This window comes from Flavobacterium sp. RSP46, from assembly GCF_003984825.1.
GTDB lineage: Bacteria > Bacteroidota > Bacteroidia > Flavobacteriales > Flavobacteriaceae > Flavobacterium.
On record NZ_RYDM01000002.1, the window covers coordinates 237,203 to 254,108 of the forward strand.

Annotated in this window: 14 protein-coding genes; 13 read left to right on the top strand and 1 reads right to left on the bottom strand. The window is 34.5% G+C overall.

Annotated elements, in window-relative coordinates; translation table 11 throughout:
* Positions 1–100: 100 nt before the first annotated feature.
* The 13 genes from EKM01_RS05250 (at position 101) to EKM01_RS05310 (ending at position 16,174) form a co-directional block, all read left to right on the top strand.
* Entirely contained in the window at positions 101–1,231 is a 1,131-nt protein-coding gene (locus tag EKM01_RS05250; protein WP_126767236.1) for an NAD(P)/FAD-dependent oxidoreductase, read from the top strand.
* Positions 1,232–1,942, top strand: a complete 711-nt coding sequence (locus tag EKM01_RS05255; RefSeq protein ID WP_126767239.1) for a methyltransferase domain-containing protein — start codon at positions 1,232–1,234, stop codon at positions 1,940–1,942. It abuts the gene before it with no gap.
* The gene (locus tag EKM01_RS05260; RefSeq protein ID WP_126553243.1) at positions 1,939–2,991 is read left to right on the top strand and encodes a type III polyketide synthase; all 1,053 of its coding nucleotides are present in this window, start codon (positions 1,939–1,941) and stop codon (positions 2,989–2,991) included. The genes EKM01_RS05255 and EKM01_RS05260 overlap by 4 nt, the downstream gene beginning before the upstream one ends.
* Before the next feature lie 25 nt (positions 2,992–3,016).
* Positions 3,017–3,490: a 3-hydroxyacyl-ACP dehydratase FabZ family protein gene (locus EKM01_RS05265; protein WP_126459708.1), complete on the top strand. Its 474-nt coding sequence runs from the start codon at positions 3,017–3,019 to the stop codon at positions 3,488–3,490.
* Positions 3,491–3,614: 124 nt separating this feature from the next.
* Positions 3,615–4,889 carry a beta-ketoacyl synthase gene (locus EKM01_RS05270; protein ID WP_126459705.1) on the top strand — a complete coding sequence of 425 codons (1,275 nt, stop codon included), beginning with the start codon at positions 3,615–3,617 and terminating at the stop codon, positions 4,887–4,889.
* Positions 4,890–4,893: 4 nt separating this feature from the next.
* On the top strand, positions 4,894–5,256 hold the full coding sequence (locus tag EKM01_RS05275) for an acyl carrier protein (protein WP_370274210.1): 363 nt from the start codon (positions 4,894–4,896) through the stop codon (positions 5,254–5,256).
* Complete coding sequence (locus tag EKM01_RS05280) at positions 5,253–5,738, top strand: 4'-phosphopantetheinyl transferase superfamily protein (RefSeq protein WP_126459702.1); 486 nt, start codon at positions 5,253–5,255, stop codon at positions 5,736–5,738. The genes EKM01_RS05275 and EKM01_RS05280 overlap by 4 nt, the downstream gene beginning before the upstream one ends.
* A gap of 306 nt (positions 5,739–6,044) precedes the next feature.
* Positions 6,045–7,835 carry a tetratricopeptide repeat protein gene (locus EKM01_RS05285; RefSeq protein WP_370274227.1) on the top strand — a complete coding sequence of 597 codons (1,791 nt, stop codon included), beginning with the start codon at positions 6,045–6,047 and terminating at the stop codon, positions 7,833–7,835.
* A 55-nt stretch (positions 7,836–7,890) separates the two neighbouring features.
* On the top strand, positions 7,891–9,741 hold the full coding sequence (locus EKM01_RS05290; protein WP_126767244.1) for a site-specific DNA-methyltransferase: 1,851 nt from the start codon (positions 7,891–7,893) through the stop codon (positions 9,739–9,741).
* Positions 9,742–9,748: 7 nt separating this feature from the next.
* Positions 9,749–12,043 (top strand): DEAD/DEAH box helicase, encoded by a 2,295-nt coding sequence (locus EKM01_RS05295; RefSeq protein WP_158616089.1) that lies wholly within the window; start codon positions 9,749–9,751, stop codon positions 12,041–12,043.
* 11 nt (positions 12,044–12,054) lie between these two features.
* Entirely contained in the window at positions 12,055–12,282 is a 228-nt protein-coding gene (locus tag EKM01_RS05300; RefSeq protein WP_126767250.1) for a DNA modification system-associated small protein, read from the top strand.
* Positions 12,276–14,279 (top strand): AAA family ATPase, encoded by a 2,004-nt coding sequence (locus EKM01_RS05305; RefSeq protein WP_126767253.1) that lies wholly within the window; start codon positions 12,276–12,278, stop codon positions 14,277–14,279. Before EKM01_RS05300 ends, EKM01_RS05305 begins: the two co-directional genes overlap by 7 nt.
* A 314-nt stretch (positions 14,280–14,593) precedes the next feature.
* Positions 14,594–16,174 (top strand): ATP-binding protein, encoded by a 1,581-nt coding sequence (locus tag EKM01_RS05310; RefSeq protein ID WP_126767256.1) that lies wholly within the window; start codon positions 14,594–14,596, stop codon positions 16,172–16,174.
* Positions 16,175–16,309: 135 nt separating this feature from the next.
* Here EKM01_RS05310 and EKM01_RS05315 read toward each other — a convergent pair whose 3' ends face one another.
* Positions 16,310–16,906 (bottom strand): 3'-5' exonuclease, encoded by a 597-nt coding sequence (locus EKM01_RS05315; RefSeq protein ID WP_126451613.1) that lies wholly within the window; start codon positions 16,904–16,906, stop codon positions 16,310–16,312.

Consider the following 16,906-nt stretch of genomic DNA (forward strand, 5'->3'; position numbering starts at 1 on the left):
AAGCAATTGCATGTATTAACTAAAATTAAACAATAAGGCCAGTTTTTTTTATCATTTGTTATACCCATACTAGCAAACAAATCCATAAATTTACTTTTGTATGAAAGATAAACAAGTAGTAATTATTGGTGGTGGGTTAGCTGGACTGACTTCGGCTATACATTTATCTAAATTAGGGCTTCAGGTGACGGTTATTGAAAAGAATAGTTATCCAAAACATAAAGTGTGTGGCGAATACATCTCTAATGAAGTGATGCCATATCTCAATTGGTTGGATTTAGATATAGCCCATTTAAAGCCGACACACATTATAAAACTTGAGTTTTCTACTGCAAGAGGAAAAACAATACAAAGTATTTTACCTCTTGGTGGTTTTGGAATCAGCCGTTTTGTTTTAGACGAATATTTGTATAAAAAGGCTATCGATAACGGGTGTACAATACTACAGGATCAAGTAGAAAATGTTCATTTTGAGCAGGATAAATTTATAATAACCACGACAAATTTAATGGTTTTAGAGTCCCAAATGGTGATTGGTGCTTTTGGCAAACGTTCTATTATTGACCAAAAAATGAATCGAGAATTTATTCATAAAAAATCACCTTGGCTGGCCGTAAAAGCACATTATTCTGGGAAATTTCCCAATGATGTAGTGGGTTTGCATAATTTTAAAGGAGGCTATTGCGGTGTTTCTAAAGTTGAAAACGAAGTGATTAACATGTGTTATCTAGCCGATTATAAAACGTTTAAGCAGTTTAAAAACATTACTGAATATCAAAATACTATTGTTTCTCAAAACCCACACTTAAAAACCCTTTTTGAAACCAGTACATTATTGTTTGAAAAACCATTGACCATAAGCCAAATCTCTTTCAAAAAGAAACACGCCGTGGAAAACCATGTTTTAATGATTGGCGATACAGCCGGATTAATTCATCCTTTGTGCGGAAACGGAATGGCTATGGCGATTCATAGCGCCAAAATCGCATCAGAATTAGTAGTTCAATTTTATAACACCGAGATTAAATCCAGAGCCGAATTAGAAAAGCGATACCTGCAAGAATGGAATTTAAATTTTAAGGGAAGACTTAAAATGGGACGGTTTTTATCCAATATTTTACAAAAACAAAAACTTTCAGCAGTATTGATGCGCATATTAATTATATTTCCATTTTTATTGCCAAAAATTATAAAAAAAACACACGGAAAACCAATCACTCTTCATTCGTAAATGACACTAAATACCAAATATAGAACTGATAAACCGGAAATCATGGATGATTTTACCATGGAAGGTGAGATTTTACGTGATGCCTTAGATAAAATTGCCCGGATCAATCAGCTTTTAGGAGGAAACCAGTTAACTCTAAGAGGAGTACAAGAACTTGTTCAGGATTCCAAATCTAAAGAAATTGTTATTATAGACGTGGGTTGTGGTAATGGGGATATGTTGCGAACCCTGGCTGATTTTGGTTTTAAAAACAACCTAAATTTCCAGTTAATAGGCATTGATGCTAACAATTTTACAATTTCACATGCACGACAATTATCAGATAAATATGCTAATATCAGTTATCGCTGCGAAGATATTTTTAATGAATCATTTAATGATCTAAAGTATGATATTGTTTTGTGCACTTTGACGTTACATCATTTCAAAGACGATGAGATTATTCGATTATTGAAAGTTCTTTATAACAATACATCCATCGGAATTGTAATCAATGATTTACATCGTAGTGCCATTGCCTATCGATTATTTCAGGCATTATGTGTTGTATTTCAGTTGAATGCTATGTCACGAGAAGATGGATTAATATCAATTTTAAGAGGTTTTAAGAAAGAAGAATTGATAGCGTTCTCGAAAAAATTAAATTTTAAAAACTATAAGATTCATTGGAAATGGGCTTTTAGATACCAATGGATAATTTCAAAAATATGAGTGTAAAAATTAAAACCGTAACCAAACAGCTGCCTAAATATTCCAGAACAACAGCTGAAATAATTCCTTTTTTGGATGCTTGGCTAGTGGGACAAGACGAACGATTCATCAGAAAAGTAAAGAAAATTTTTGAAGGTGCAGCTGTTGACAAACGCTATTCCATAATGGATCCGATAGAGGTGTTTACCAAAACTTCATTTGAAGAAAGAAATGCTATTTATGTTCGTGAAGTCATTGATTTAGGTGAAAAAGTATTAGCAAAAGCTTTAAAAAAAGCAAATTGGAATCCGCAAGATTTAGATTATATCATCACGGTAAGCTGCACCGGAATTATGATTCCGTCTCTCGATGCGTATTTAATCAATACATTGAAGTTGCGTCAGGATATAGTAAGGCTTCCCGTGACCGAAATGGGTTGTGCCGCCGGGATTTCAGGAATTATTTATGCTAAAAATTTCTTGCAGGCCAATCCCGGAAAACGAGCTGCGGTAATTGCCGTAGAAAGTCCCACGGCTACGTTTCAACTCGATGATTTTTCGATGGCAAATATCGTAAGTGCTGCGATTTTTGGTGATGGTGCCGCTTGCGTTTTACTTTCCTCACATGAAGATGACGAAGGTCCTGAGATTGTAGCAGAGGAGATGTATCATTTTTATGATAACATCCACATGATGGGTTTTAAACTCACCAATTCTGGATTGCAGATGGTACTTGATATTGAAGTACCGGAAACGATTGTTTCTCATTTTCCAGATATTATTCATCCTTTTTTAGAAAAAAATAATTTAAAAATGGAGGATATTGACCATCTTATTTTTCATCCCGGTGGAAAGAAAATTGTGCAAACCGTTGAGGCTTTATTTTCTGGTTTGGGAAAAAATATTGATGATACCAAAGAGGTTTTGCGCTCCTATGGAAATATGTCCAGCGCCACAGTTTTGTATGTTTTAGAACAAATCATGGATAAGCAGCCTAAAAAAGGAGAAAAAGGATTAATGCTGAGTTTTGGACCGGGATTTTCGGCACAACGAATTTTATTGGAGTTTTAGCTCCCAAATGGGGAATAGAAAAACTATGAAAAAAGAAGAAATTATAGCAAAATTACCGTATTCCAAATCCTTTTTATTTGTGGATGAAATTCTCCAAATCGATGAAAACGGAGTGGAAGGAACCTTTACTTTTGATGAAAATCTTGATTTTTACAAAGGTCATTTTAAGGAATTTCCAGTTACTCCAGGTGTAATTTTGATAGAAGTCATGGCGCAAATTGGATTGGTTTGTCTTGGCATTTTTTTGTTAGATAATTCATTTAGTTCTAGTACTTCAATTGCCTTAACATCAAGTGAAATAGAATTTTTAAAACCTGTTTTTCCAAATGAAAAAGTGATTGTAATTTCAGAAAAAATATATTTTAGATTTGGAAAATTAAAATGTAAGGTCATCATGAAAAACGAAAAAGGAGAAAATGTTTGCACAGGAACAATAGCGGGAATTATCCTCACCCCAACCCTCTCCAAAGAAGTGGGACTCAAAACCGAATTAAAATAAATTAAGCAACAGTATAATTTGATTCTTTTCAATATTTTGTCACTGTAGTACTCTATTTGGTAGTATTAAAATTATTATTTTTTTGCCATTGTTATTGAAATTGAATATTATTTAACATTAAAAAATGAACAAAAGAGTAGTTATAACGGGTCTTGGTGTAGTTGCTCCAAATGGAGTAGGTCTTGATGCGTTCACTCATGCCATCAAAAACGGAATTTCCGGGATCAGGCACGACGCTGAGTTGGAGCGATTGCAATTTTCTTGTCAAATTGTAGGAAAACCCGAAGTTTCTGCAGAATTAGCAGGGCATTATTTTACGGAATTAGAACTTAGAAACTTCAATTCAACAGGGATTTTATATGGCGTAATTGCCGGAATTGATGCCTGGAAGGATGCCGGATTATCATTGGAAATTAACGAAGAACCGGATTGGGACAGCGGAACTATTTTTGGAACAGGAACTTCCGGAATTGATAAATTTCGCGAAAGCATTTATAAAATAGATGATTTACAAACGAGAAGACTGGGAAGTACAGCCGTAGCGCAAACAATGAATAGTGGTGTGAGTGCGTATCTGGGTGGGAAATTAGGACTTGGAAATCAAGTCTCTACTAATTCTTCGGCCTGCACCACTGGCACCGAAAGTATTTTAATGGCGTATGAACGCATCAAATCAGGGCAGGCAAAACGTATTTTAGCCGGAAGTACCAGTGATTCCGGCCCGTATATTTGGGGCGGATTTGATGCTATGAAGGTATGTACTTTTAAACATAATGAAACACCAAAACAGGGTTCTAGACCAATGAGCACAGCTGCTTCCGGATTTGTTCCCGGAAGCGGAGCAGGTGCTTTGGTCTTAGAAGATTTAGAAAGTGCGATTGCACGTGGCGCACGAATTTATGCGGAAGTTTTAGGTGGAAATATCAATTCAGGAGGGCAGCGCGGTTTAGGAACCATGACTGCACCAAATCCGGTTGCGGTGCAAAGATGCATTCAAAATGCTTTGACAAATGCCGGAATTTTAGCCAGTGAAATTGACGCAATCAACGGACATCTGACAGCCACTTCCAAAGATAGTCTGGAAATTCAGAATTGGAGTGAGGCTTTAAATCGAAAAGGAATTGATTTTCCATACATCAATTCTTTAAAGTCGATGGTTGGACATTGTTTAAGTGGCGCCGGTAGTATTGAAAGCGTGGCTTCGGTACTGCAATTGCATCACGGATTTATTTTCCCGAATATCAATTGTGCCGATTTGAATCCAGAAATAACAGCACTAATTGATGAATCAAGAGTTCCACGACAACGACTTGATATAGAAATAAATACATTAGCAAAAGCCAGTTTTGGTTTTGGTGATGTGAATGGGTGTGTAATTTTTAAGAAATTTAAAAAATGAAAAAATGAACCGTAAATTCCCCAATTTGTGGTATTTTTTTTTGGCGTTAGAAAACGAAATGTACTTAAGTGCTGTAAAATCAATATTAATTATGAACAAACAAGAAACTATTCAGGAGCTAAAAGCCATTGTAAAACCATATATTCTGAATCAAGAAGCTTTTGACTCACTCACTGAAGATACGGATTTCATCAATGATTTAAAGATAAACTCCGCTAATTTAGTAGATGTTATTTTGGATATAGAGGAAAAATATAATATTTTGATTGATAACGAATCAATGGAACGCATGATAAATGTAAAAGCAGCTATGGCTATTATTGAAACCAAATTAGCTGAAAAAAGTAGTGAATCACCAGAAAAATGATAGGAAATGACCTTGTCGATTTGGCTTTAGCCAAAAAAGAAAGCAATTGGCAACGCAACCGCTTTTTAGATAAAATATTTACTAAAAACGAACAGCTGTTAATTTCTAATGCCGTAAATCCAGAAGTAATGGTTTGGAATTTATGGTCCAGAAAAGAGGCGGCTTATAAAATCTACAATAGGGAAACAGGAATTCGAGGTTTTTTTCCTTTGCAACTGGAATGTTTTTACGAAAACACAACATTAGGAACTGTTTCTATCAAAGGAAAAATATATTTTACCCAAACTAAAATAGATCAGGATTGCATTCATACCATTGCTGTTACCGGGAAAGAGTATTTCAAAAAAATTGAAAACTTGAATTCCGCCGATGCTATCTTTAAAAAAAATGGAATTCCTTACCGTATTGATGCGCATTCAAAAATGGAGAAACCCGTTTCCATCAGCCATCACGGTCGTTTTTGGAAAGGAATAACCCTATAATTTTTTTGCAAAAAGCACTTTTTTTTTCATACAATAGGGCGAGATTTATAAACAATGGTTACATTTGAACCTGTTGCAATTTTAAAAACAACAAAAAGTATCTTTTATAACGTATAGCAATTTACATTTAATGCAAATCATTCATAAAATAGACGATTTTCTATTTACCATTTTCCCAAAATTACGCGGGGGGGGGGTAATACATTACTAATCAGCGAATTAAAAAAATATTACACTTTTGGTCCTTTTACCCCAAAAGTTTCCATTACCGATGATTGGGTTACTATTGAAATAGACACTCCAACGATCCTTGCCCAAGAAGCCGATTACTATAAAACGGTTGCTCTTTGCGAAAAAGGCAATTATTTACAGGCAAAACCCATACTACAAAATCTTATTGCCAACAATCCTACGAATTCGGAATTTCATCGAATTATGGGACAAATTCTTTCTGACGAAGGAAATCAAGAGGAAGCTATCAATTGTTTGATTGATGCCCTGCGCTGGAATCCCAAGAACCATTGGGCATTGTTGATGATGGGGAATATTTTTGCGAAATTCAAAAATGATATTGCTACGGCACTGAAATATTATGATCAGGCTTTAGTGGCTAATCCCAATGACGCCATAGGGATTACGAATATTGGTTACTTATTGTTTCAAGAAAATAATCTGGAAGAGGCCAAGAAATATGCTCAAAGCGCTATTCAGGCAAACCCGGAATATCCCAATGGTCACTTTCTTTTTTCACTTATTGCGGATGAAGAAAATGATTTAAAAGCCGCTTTTGACAGTTGCATTCAGGCCATTAAAGTCAATGAAAACAAGGATATGCTGCATAAAAATTCAGTAAATCAGGCTTTTGATGTGGCGAAGAGAATTGTTGCCGGAACCGACAAAACACTTTTTAGAGAGTACCTGCACCAACTGGAATTTGAAGGAGGCACTGAAATTGATATTATAGAAGATTCCGAAATACCGACAGCAGCCAAGATTGAGTTTGCCGAAAATTACAACAGATCCAAGCATCTCGTTCGTTTTAAGCCACATTATCCTGCGGTGGAACATTTGATTATGCACGAATTGGTGCATCTTGACTTCGTGATTCAAGCCCGTAAAGCGGGATTAAACCAACTTTTTACCGCTACACCACAAAACAGGGTTTCTTTTTTAGAAACACTAAAGCCTACGGTTGCCAAATTGCATACGATGCAGGTTCCCGAGGAATCAATCGATCAATTCTGTAACGGATTATTTGATGGCTTGAATCTTCAAGCCTACAATACCCCGATAGATTTATTCATCGAGGATTTTTTATACAACAACTTTCCTGAACTGCGACCGTATCAATTTCTATCGCTTTATGCCTTGCTGCAAGAAGGTTTGAAAGCCGTAACCGATGCGACTGTTATTGAGCGTTCGCCTGCAGCGATACTTTCTAAATCCAAGATTTACAACTTGGTCAATGCACTACAATTCAATGCACTTTTTGGTGTAGACTTTATAAAAGACTTTAACGCCACGCCGGCAGAATTGCGCAAAGCCGAAGAGCTGAACGCCGAATTCCTCGAATACAAAGACAACCGAAAACCCGCCGAAGAATTTGAGTTGGTGCAACATTGGGCAGAAGATTTGCAAATTGACGCTTATTTTCAACTGGAAAATGAGACCCAATACCGCAAGCGCAGTGATGTGGATTCTTTTATAAGTAATCTGCAAAAAGATCCTTTTGGTTTAAACGATGATGTTTCTTTTGAAGAAAAGAAAATGGAGCAATTCCAAAAGTCACAAGAGGCGATTGGAACGAATATGGCTGTGGTGCTGTTCATGGTGGAAGCCTTACGGTTCTTCAAGGATTTACCTCTGGAGGAAGTCAAGAAAATAGCTTTCGAAATCGCCACAATGGGGGCGCAAGGAATTGACATAGAAACCAAAAACTACATCGTAGGCAGTATTCCAAATAAACGATTTTCAGGCTATCAGTTGCTGGCGTTTTATTACGTGAGTTGGTCGTTAGCAATTCCTGAGCATTTGGGTGAGCTGCGGTTGGATTATGTTAAAGAATTTGATTTAGCCACAAAAATGTCTAGTGCATAATTTTTTTTAAAGAAGATAAAATAAAAAATCAATTTTTTAAAAAAAATAAACAAAAATGACTAGCAAACAAGACCTTATCTCCAAAATAAAACAACTCGATGGCATCTCGCAAGACGAACGTGCCTATCTTATTAACTTAGTAAACACCAAGAAAAAATATGGACTCGTTTGGGAAGACAAACCCGAAGATGTGGAGGAACAATTGCGTGACAATTTGCCTGTATTGAGAGAGGTGGTGGAAAAAAGAATAAGCCCCCCAACCCCCGAAGGGGGAGCTGGCTACACAGAGGCTAAAGCAAATGATTTGTTTCCCGATTTCGCTTTAGCTCCCCCTTTGGGGGTTGGGGGGCTGGCACCAAACCATATTTTGATTGAAGGCGACAACCTGCACGCACTTACAGCACTTACTTTCACCCATGAAGGGAAAATTGATGTTATTTATATTGATCCGCCATACAATACAGGAAACAAAGATTTTAAATATAATGATACTTTTGTCGATAAAGAAGACAGTTACCGTCACAGTAAATGGCTTTCGTTTATGGACAAAAGATTGCGAATTGCTAAACGATTGTTGAGCGATACGGGTGTTGTTTTTATGAGTATCGATGATAATGAACAAGCACAGTTGAAAATGCTTTGTGATGAAGTTTTTGGAGAGAAAAATTTTATTGCAGAATTAGTTTGGAAAAAAAAGCAAGGTGGTGGGAACGATTCTAAACATTTTGTAGTAGAACACGAATATGTGCTTTCATATTCTAAAAATAAAGAAAATATTTTAATCAACATAGATAAAAATTACGAATTAGATAATGCTTTATATCCATTCAAAGATGAAAATGATATTGAATATGGTTTAGTTACTTTGGATAAATCTTCGATTAGATTTAGTCAATCTTTAGTTTTTGAAATAAAAGATAACGATGGAAATTTATACAGTCCTCGAATAGTAAAAGGCAAACAGTCTTGTTGGAGATGGGGTCAAAAAAAGGTAACGGAAGAGTTTGACAAGTTAGTATTTAAAAATGGTAAAGTATACACAAAATATTATAGACCCGAAGGTGTTGTTGCAAAAAGCATATTATACGAACCTCGATATGGAAGAACTGAATCGGGTAAAGACGCTATCAAGGATGTTCTAGGAAATAATAGTACATTTTCTTATCCAAAACCTTTGGAGCTAATAAATCACATTTTAAAAATAGGTTCGCAATCAGGGGCAACAATCCTCGACTTCTTTGCAGGTTCAGGGACAACACTTCACGCAACAATGCAACTCAATGCAGAGGATGGTGGCAACCGCCAATGTATTTTGGTTACTAATAACGAAAATAATATTTGTGAAGAGGTTACCTATGAACGCAACAAACGAGTAATACAAGGTTATACCAATGCCAAAGGTGTTGCCGTTGCAGGATTGGAGAATAATAATTTGCGGTATTATAAAAGTGAGTTTGTGAGTCGAGATCAATCACTGAAAAACAAACGAGAATTGACCAAATTGGCTACGGAGTTGTTGTGTATAAAGGAGGATTGTTACAATGAAGTAACTGCCAATTATGTTTTTAAAAATAATTGGACAACCATTTATGCAAATGCAAAAACGCAGTTCATCATTATTTATGATGATTTGATGATTGAAGAGAGCATTGCAATTATTAAAAAAATTAAAGCCGAGAAAAGCAATGATAACCCTATCAAGGTTTATGTTTTCAGTAACGGTCAATATCCTTACACCGAAGATTTTGAAGAAGTGCTAGATTGTGTTACGCTGTGTGCTTTGCCAGATGCTATTTATAAAGCCTATCAAAACGTTTTACCAAAAAAGAAACGGGACATAGTTCCTGTCTTAGAAGAAGATTTGGTAGATGTAGATGGCAATTTGTTTAATCAAGAAAACGCATAAATTTAGCATGATACATTTAAAAAATTACCAAGAGGAAGCGGTCAATGACCTTTCGCAAAAACTATATAAGTTATTGAAACGACCTAGTGCTAGACAAAATTTAGTTTTCAAGGCGCCAACCGGTTCCGGTAAAACTGTGATGATGGCTTCGTTGTTGAATAAATTAGGAGAAGAACTGCCTGAGCGTTATGAATTGGAAAAACGAAAAGCAGCTTTTATCTGGATTGCTCCAAACAAATTGTATATTCAAAGCTACAATTCCTTAAAAGGGTATTTTGCTGAAATGCGTTCCATAAAACCTATTTTCTTTGAGGATGTTACGGATAATGAGTTACAACCAAATGAAGTGTTGTTTGTCAATTGGGAGAGCATCAACAAAGAGAAAAATACAATGATTAAGGAAAATGAAACAAATAAAAATTTATACAGTTTCATTAACAAAGCAAAATTAAACGATACGGAAATCATTGTCATTATTGACGAAGAACATATGTTCGCCAATACTAAAACAGCCAAAAGAGCCAATGAAGTATTGCAAAAAATATATCCAAAAGTAGAAATTCGGGTTTCGGCTACACCAACTACCAACAGTGATTATAGAACTTTGGTCGAACGTCAAGATGTCATTGCCGAAGAAATGATAAAGGAGGGGATTATTCTTAATCCTGCTTTGGATACTGTTGTGCAAGAAGGACGTTCATTAGAAGAGATTTTGTTGCAACAAGCATTGGCAAAGAGAGAAGAATTGAGACAAGCGTATGAAAATGTAGGTGTTAAAATAAACCCGCTTTTGTTGATTCAATTGCCAAACGATAGTAGTGATAATAATACGGTAGATGACCAAAAATATATAGATGTAGTCTTGCAAAATCTGGAAGTGAACTACAATATTACGGTCAATAACAATAAGCTGGCAGTTTGGTTATCGGGCAGAAAAGACAATGTGGAAGGTATTGAAAAGCCGGATAATATGGTGGAGGTTTTATTATTCAAACAAGCTATTGCTTTGGGTTGGGATTGCCCGCGTGCAGGAGTGTTGTTGATTTTTAGAGAACTAAAAAGCACCACATTTACAATTCAAACGGTGGGTAGAATTTTGCGTATGCCTGAGCAAAAACATTATCCAAATGCTTTACTAAATCAAGGGTATGTTTTTACCAATTTAAGTAAGGACAAAATTGAAATTGTAAAAGATGATATGAGTTACATTACAATGAACAAGGCACGTAGAATGGAAAATTACAACCAAGTTCACTTGGATTCGACCTATATCAATACGCGAATTCATCGTAATCGTTTAGGGTCTAGTTTCAGAAAAGCCCTTTATGAAATAGCCGAATTGAATTGGGAGATAAAAAGAGAAGTTAGTTCAGAAAACTATTTTGAGAGTAATAAACGATTATTAAAAAAACGATTCATAAATACAGATGTTACTACTATTGAAATTGTTATTCCCGAGAATGTAATCCTAACGGGAGAAGAGCAAATTGAGATGGTAAATGAAACAGCGCGTTTTGCAAAAACACCTAGTGAATTGGCACGATTGTTTAAAGACTTTTGTAGGTCAAATAGTAGCCCTTATGCAGCAGTTGATAGTACACCGGTTCTTGAAGGGGGATTAAAATATTTTTTCGAAGATTATTTTGGTATTAATGAGTATGATGCTATCAAAATAATATTGTTCAATCAAAACCAACCCATCTTCATTGAGTTAATCGAAAAAGCAAAAGAAAGCTATCAGGTAATGCAAGAGGAAAAAGCAAATCAAGCGACAAAGGATATTCAGAATTACAAATGGGAAGTGCCAATTGAAAGAATTTACAACGAATTATACGAAGAAAAAGAAGCTGTAGAAAAACACGCTTTAGAACCGTTTTATGAATACAATAGAGCATCAACACCCGAGGTTAGGTTTGCGAAGTTTTTAGAAGAAAATGCAACTCATCTGGAATGGTGGTACAAAAATGGAGAAAAGGCCAAAGAACATTTTGCAGTTCCTTACATTGATTATTTAGGAAAGCAAAGTCTTTTTTATGTAGATTTTGTAATATCAAGTAAAACTAATGTTACTTGTCTATTTGACACAAAAACATCAGGCAGTGATCCTGCGAATGCACATTTAAAACACAATGCTTTAGTAGATTTCATTGCAGTTAGAAATAGCAAAGGATTAAAAACTATTGGAGGGATTTTAATTGAATTACCAAAGAATGCACCAAAAAATTGGTGGTATTGTAATAATCCAATCAGTAATACTGTAGACACGACGGGTTGGGATATGTTTAGACCAATTTCATTATAAATAACACAGCTATGAAAAACAAAGGCTTAGATTCAACATTCATACATTACGGCATTCGTAAAGAAGATATGGCTATTATAGAAAATTTATGTGTGGAACATCAATTGGATTTTGATTGGTTACAGGAAAATATCTTGAAGGAATACCACAATTTGAAAATCAATAATGAAGATATTGACAGTAAAAAGATTGAGAAAATAATTGAAAAAGCATTAAACAAAATACAAGTGCTATGCTAATAACCCGAATTATTGCCAAAAACTTTAAAACCTATCAGGATTTAGACCTAGACTTATCCGTAAATGAGGAACAACCCATTATTCTAATAGGAGGGGAAAACGGTGGCGGAAAAACCACTTTGTTTCAAGCTATTTATAGTGCTTTGTATGGCTTGAAAGTAAAAGATGAAGCACATTTCAACAAATTACAAAATGCAGGTGCAAGAGCAAAAAATCTGGTAACCAATGATAACAAAGTTGAACTGGAAATTCATTTTACCGGTAAAGTGCTACACACGGACTTTACTTATAAAATCAAAAGAACTTACGCTTTAAATGCTCAAAACACACCGGTAGAAGCAGTGTCATTAAACCTTAATGGCGATACATTCAACTATGGTACGGCAACTCCTCACGCCGAAAGAGTAAAAAAAGAAGCCGAAGTAAATAAAATTATCAAAGCCAATTTGCCACAAGAGTTGAGTAAATATTTTCTTTTTGATGCGATGCAGGCGGGAGATCTTCTTAAAGATGAATACCTAAACCGAGTGATAAAGGAAAATATTGAAAACGTAATGGGTTTCAATAAATACATTCAACTGGGTTCTGCCACAAGTAATCTTACCGAAGAATATATTGCCCAAAGCATTGAGATTGAAGAAGAAAGAAACCAATATAAAACCTTGCTCGATGAACGCAAAAAGCAGGAGGAAATTGTTGGTTCCAATCAAACATTATACGAAAGAGCGTTAACGTATTCTATTGCTCAAAAAGACATCTATGAAAGTGCTAAAGAGGGCAAAAATCTTCAAGCCAATATTCAAGAGCAAATTTTAATTATCGAAAAGCAAATTGAGGGTATTCTAAACAAAGAGGTGCTTTTTATCGAGCAATCAGAAAAATTCCTAAACGACATTGAAATTCAGGTATTCATTCCAAAGTTAGTAAGCATCGTTCAAAACGAAATTGAGTTATTGCTTTCAGAAAAGAAACAACAACCGGAAAGTGAAACCTTGGAACCAATACAAATCAATACCATTGCCAATAAGGTGATTGCATTTTTACAGGAAAATGATTTACTGACTAACGAACCTTCGGCAGAAGTTAGAAGTAAATTAACAACATACATCCTTAAAAAAGCGAATGAAAACGGTTACACGTCAGGGTATGATTTTGTTGATAAAAACGACCTTGCTAATTTTGAACAATTATTGGGTTGGTCAAGCATCAATTATTATAACACGCTCGAACAACAAAAAATCAGTTTAGAGAAAGAACTCTATAATTTGCCTGACTTGCAAATTCAATTACTCGAATTACGAAAAAACGATAGCGGTGGTAGTGAAGACATTATGAAAAGCTACGAAGTAAATGAGTTAAAAACAAAGGAATACAAAGAAGCTATCAAAAATGGTCAGGGAGAAATTGAAAGAGTTGATGCCAAAATCAAAAGATTTGATTTGTCAGATGAAGAAGTACCAAATCCAAAATTAGAATTACTCAAGAAATTAGGCCCATTCTTTTCTAAAGTTTCAAATGCACTTTTGGAAAATAAAAAAGCCAAAATTGAAGAAGCGATGAAGGCTGATTTAAACACGACTTTAGTGGTTTATGAAAATCAAATCGACCGAGTGGTTCTTTCGGAAGATTTAAGTAATCTATCGTTTAAAATATACCACAAAGCCGGAAATGAAATCTATTTGGATGAATTGAACGCAGCGTCAAAACAAATAATAATTCAAGTGCTTCTAAAATCATTGCACCAATACGGGGATTACAATCCTCCGGTAATGATTGATACTGTTATGGGATATTTAGATGAAAGTAGCAGGGCTTCTTTATTGGAGAATTATTTTCCAAAACTTTCTCATCAAACCATATTATTGAGTACAGATAGTGAAATAAAAAAAGCAACTGATTTAACAAAAATCGAAAACTTTATTTCAAAAAAATATACTTTGATTAGAGATAAAGAAAATCAGTTAACCCACGTTGTTGATGGGTATTTTGAAAATTAATATTAGGTAGCAACCTGAGTTCGATTATTTTTTAATGATTTGTGGTTGAGCAGTTTTCCTGCAAGGTCTTTTTTTGACCTTGTAGGTATTTGGGTCTGAAAAACAATACCTACAAGGTTTTGAAAAACAATACCTACAAGGTTTTGAAAAACAATACCTACAAGGTTTTGAAAAACAATACCTACAAGGTTTTGAAAAACAATACCTACAAGGTTTTGAAAAACAATACCTACAAGGTTTTGAAAAACAATACCTACAAGGTTTTGAAAACCTTGCAGGATTACAAAATATAAAAAAACAATAAGTATCAGCACATGAAGTCAATAGAAACGGGATTAAGACAAGCAGAAGCATTAAATTCAAAAATGAATGATTTGCGTGAAAGACTTGAAAAACATATCAATTTAAAACAATATACCGATAAACATAAAAACGTTTCCCCAAAAGGAAACGCAAAACTGATGCGTATTTGTCTATTGGCAGGTTTGTCAGACAGTGAAAAAAGAAACAAAGAATTACTGAATATTCAAATGTCTTCCAATAGTATTCATCCAACTTTGTTTACCGTTCACAATCTTAATGGAATTCTATCTTCAATGATAAAATTAAGATACCATGATGTTGATATAAATTGGGACGATAACGTTACTAAAAGTAAAGTTGTTAATGCGGAAATCTTTAGAGGTTTCGATTTATTAATGAAAGGTGATAATTTGCTCGATTGGTTAAAAGTAAGTACATCGGCAAGTATAAAAGCAGGACAAATACCATTTTTGAACCTAAATATCGGTAGTTATGAAGGTAATATCAATGCTTATTTAGACATGAATAGCAAGAATATAACCAATACGCAAATACTGATTGCCGGAACAACAGGCTCGGGAAAATCAAATCTTTTAGCTGTATTAATGAACGAAATGCGTTCGTTATCCGTTGAAAGTAATTATCCTGTAAACTTTCTTTTCTTTGATTATAAGGGAGAGTTTTCAGATATAAACAATAACCATTGGTTGCAACATTTTGAAGTAAACCGTTCGGCAATTTTAGACCCAATGGTTGCTCCGTTACCGTTTACGCCTTTCAAAGATTTTACTGGAAAAACACAAGGAGAGATTAATCAATACTCTACGGAATTAGGAAACACTTTGTGTGCAATAGATAAAGCAACCATAAGTGCTAATATGAGTAACCGTCTTTCGGAAGCCATTATTAATGCTTATAAAATAACAAAAGGTAAATCAATCAATTTCAGTAAAATTATTGACAGTTATACAGATTTGCAACCTACGAAAGACAGAGACAAAATGGATAGTATAAAATCTGTTTTGAGTCAGTTGGAACGTAGTAATTTATTTTTAGATGAAGATAGAGTAAATCTGATTAATAATAGTTACATCGTGAAAATGGACAAATTCTCTAATGAAGGTCCCATTGGAAAAGCTATTGTTTATTTCATTGTTTCCAAATTAAATTCTATTTATGAAAATTTACCGGGACAAGCAAATGATACTGAAAAAGTAGAATTAAGACATTTTACAATCATTGATGAAGCTCATTATATGTTGGATTTTCCGAATAGACCATTGAAAGATCTAATCGCTGTAGGACGTAATAAGGGAATGAGTATCATTTTAGCAACTCAGAATATGGATGCCTACAAAAGCAAATATTTCGACTTTTATGCCAATGCACAATATCCTTTAATCATGAAACAACAATCTATAAATGATGGAGTCTTAAAAGATATGTATGGTGTTGCAGGTAACGAACTAACTGAAATCAAACAAGCCATTGCAGGACTTCAAAAAGGAGAATTAATCATCAAAAACAATGATGCTATTCTTATGGGGATCGGAAAGAAATACAAAAAAATCATGGTGAGGCATTTGATATAAAAATGGTTTGATTAAGCAAAGCTAAGCCAGACCTGAAACCTAACAGACAATAAAATTAAAATTATAAAAAATGAGCTGAATTTTTTGAATTTCAGTTGGCTTTAACCAGCGAAAAAAGAAGAAATCAGTCCGCTTTTACTTTATTCCCAGTCTTGATTTTAATTTCAAAAACAACAAAGCGGTTTTATAAGCATCCTCAGCAGCTGAATTCCGTTCACTTACCGGAATATTATAAGCCGCACAAAGTTCCTCCAGAGAAAATTGTTTGTCATTGATATCAAGTAGTTTTCTGTGCATGACATCAATATCCAGCGCCTCATTTTTTAATCTGCCACAGTCTAGTCTTTCCAAGACCGCATTGATCATTTCCACATCAAAATCAATGTGATGCCCAACTAAAATGGAGTTCCCAATAAATTCAATGAATAATTTTATGGCATCTGCTTCTCCTAATTTTTTCATTTTACTTTCTACCAAAAACGTATTAGAAAGTCCATTATCATGAAAAAATTTATACTGTAATAAAACAGCTTCAAAATTATCACCTATGACAATACTATTATCAATTACTGAAAAAGAGCCTATTGATAAAATAACATCTTTATCTGGATTCAAACCAGAAGTTTCTGTCGATACCACCACAAAGCGGGATGACTTTTTCTCAAATTTAGAAAGATAGGTTTTCCAAAAATCAGGATATTCTTTATTAATCTTTTTTATCCAGTCTAACAT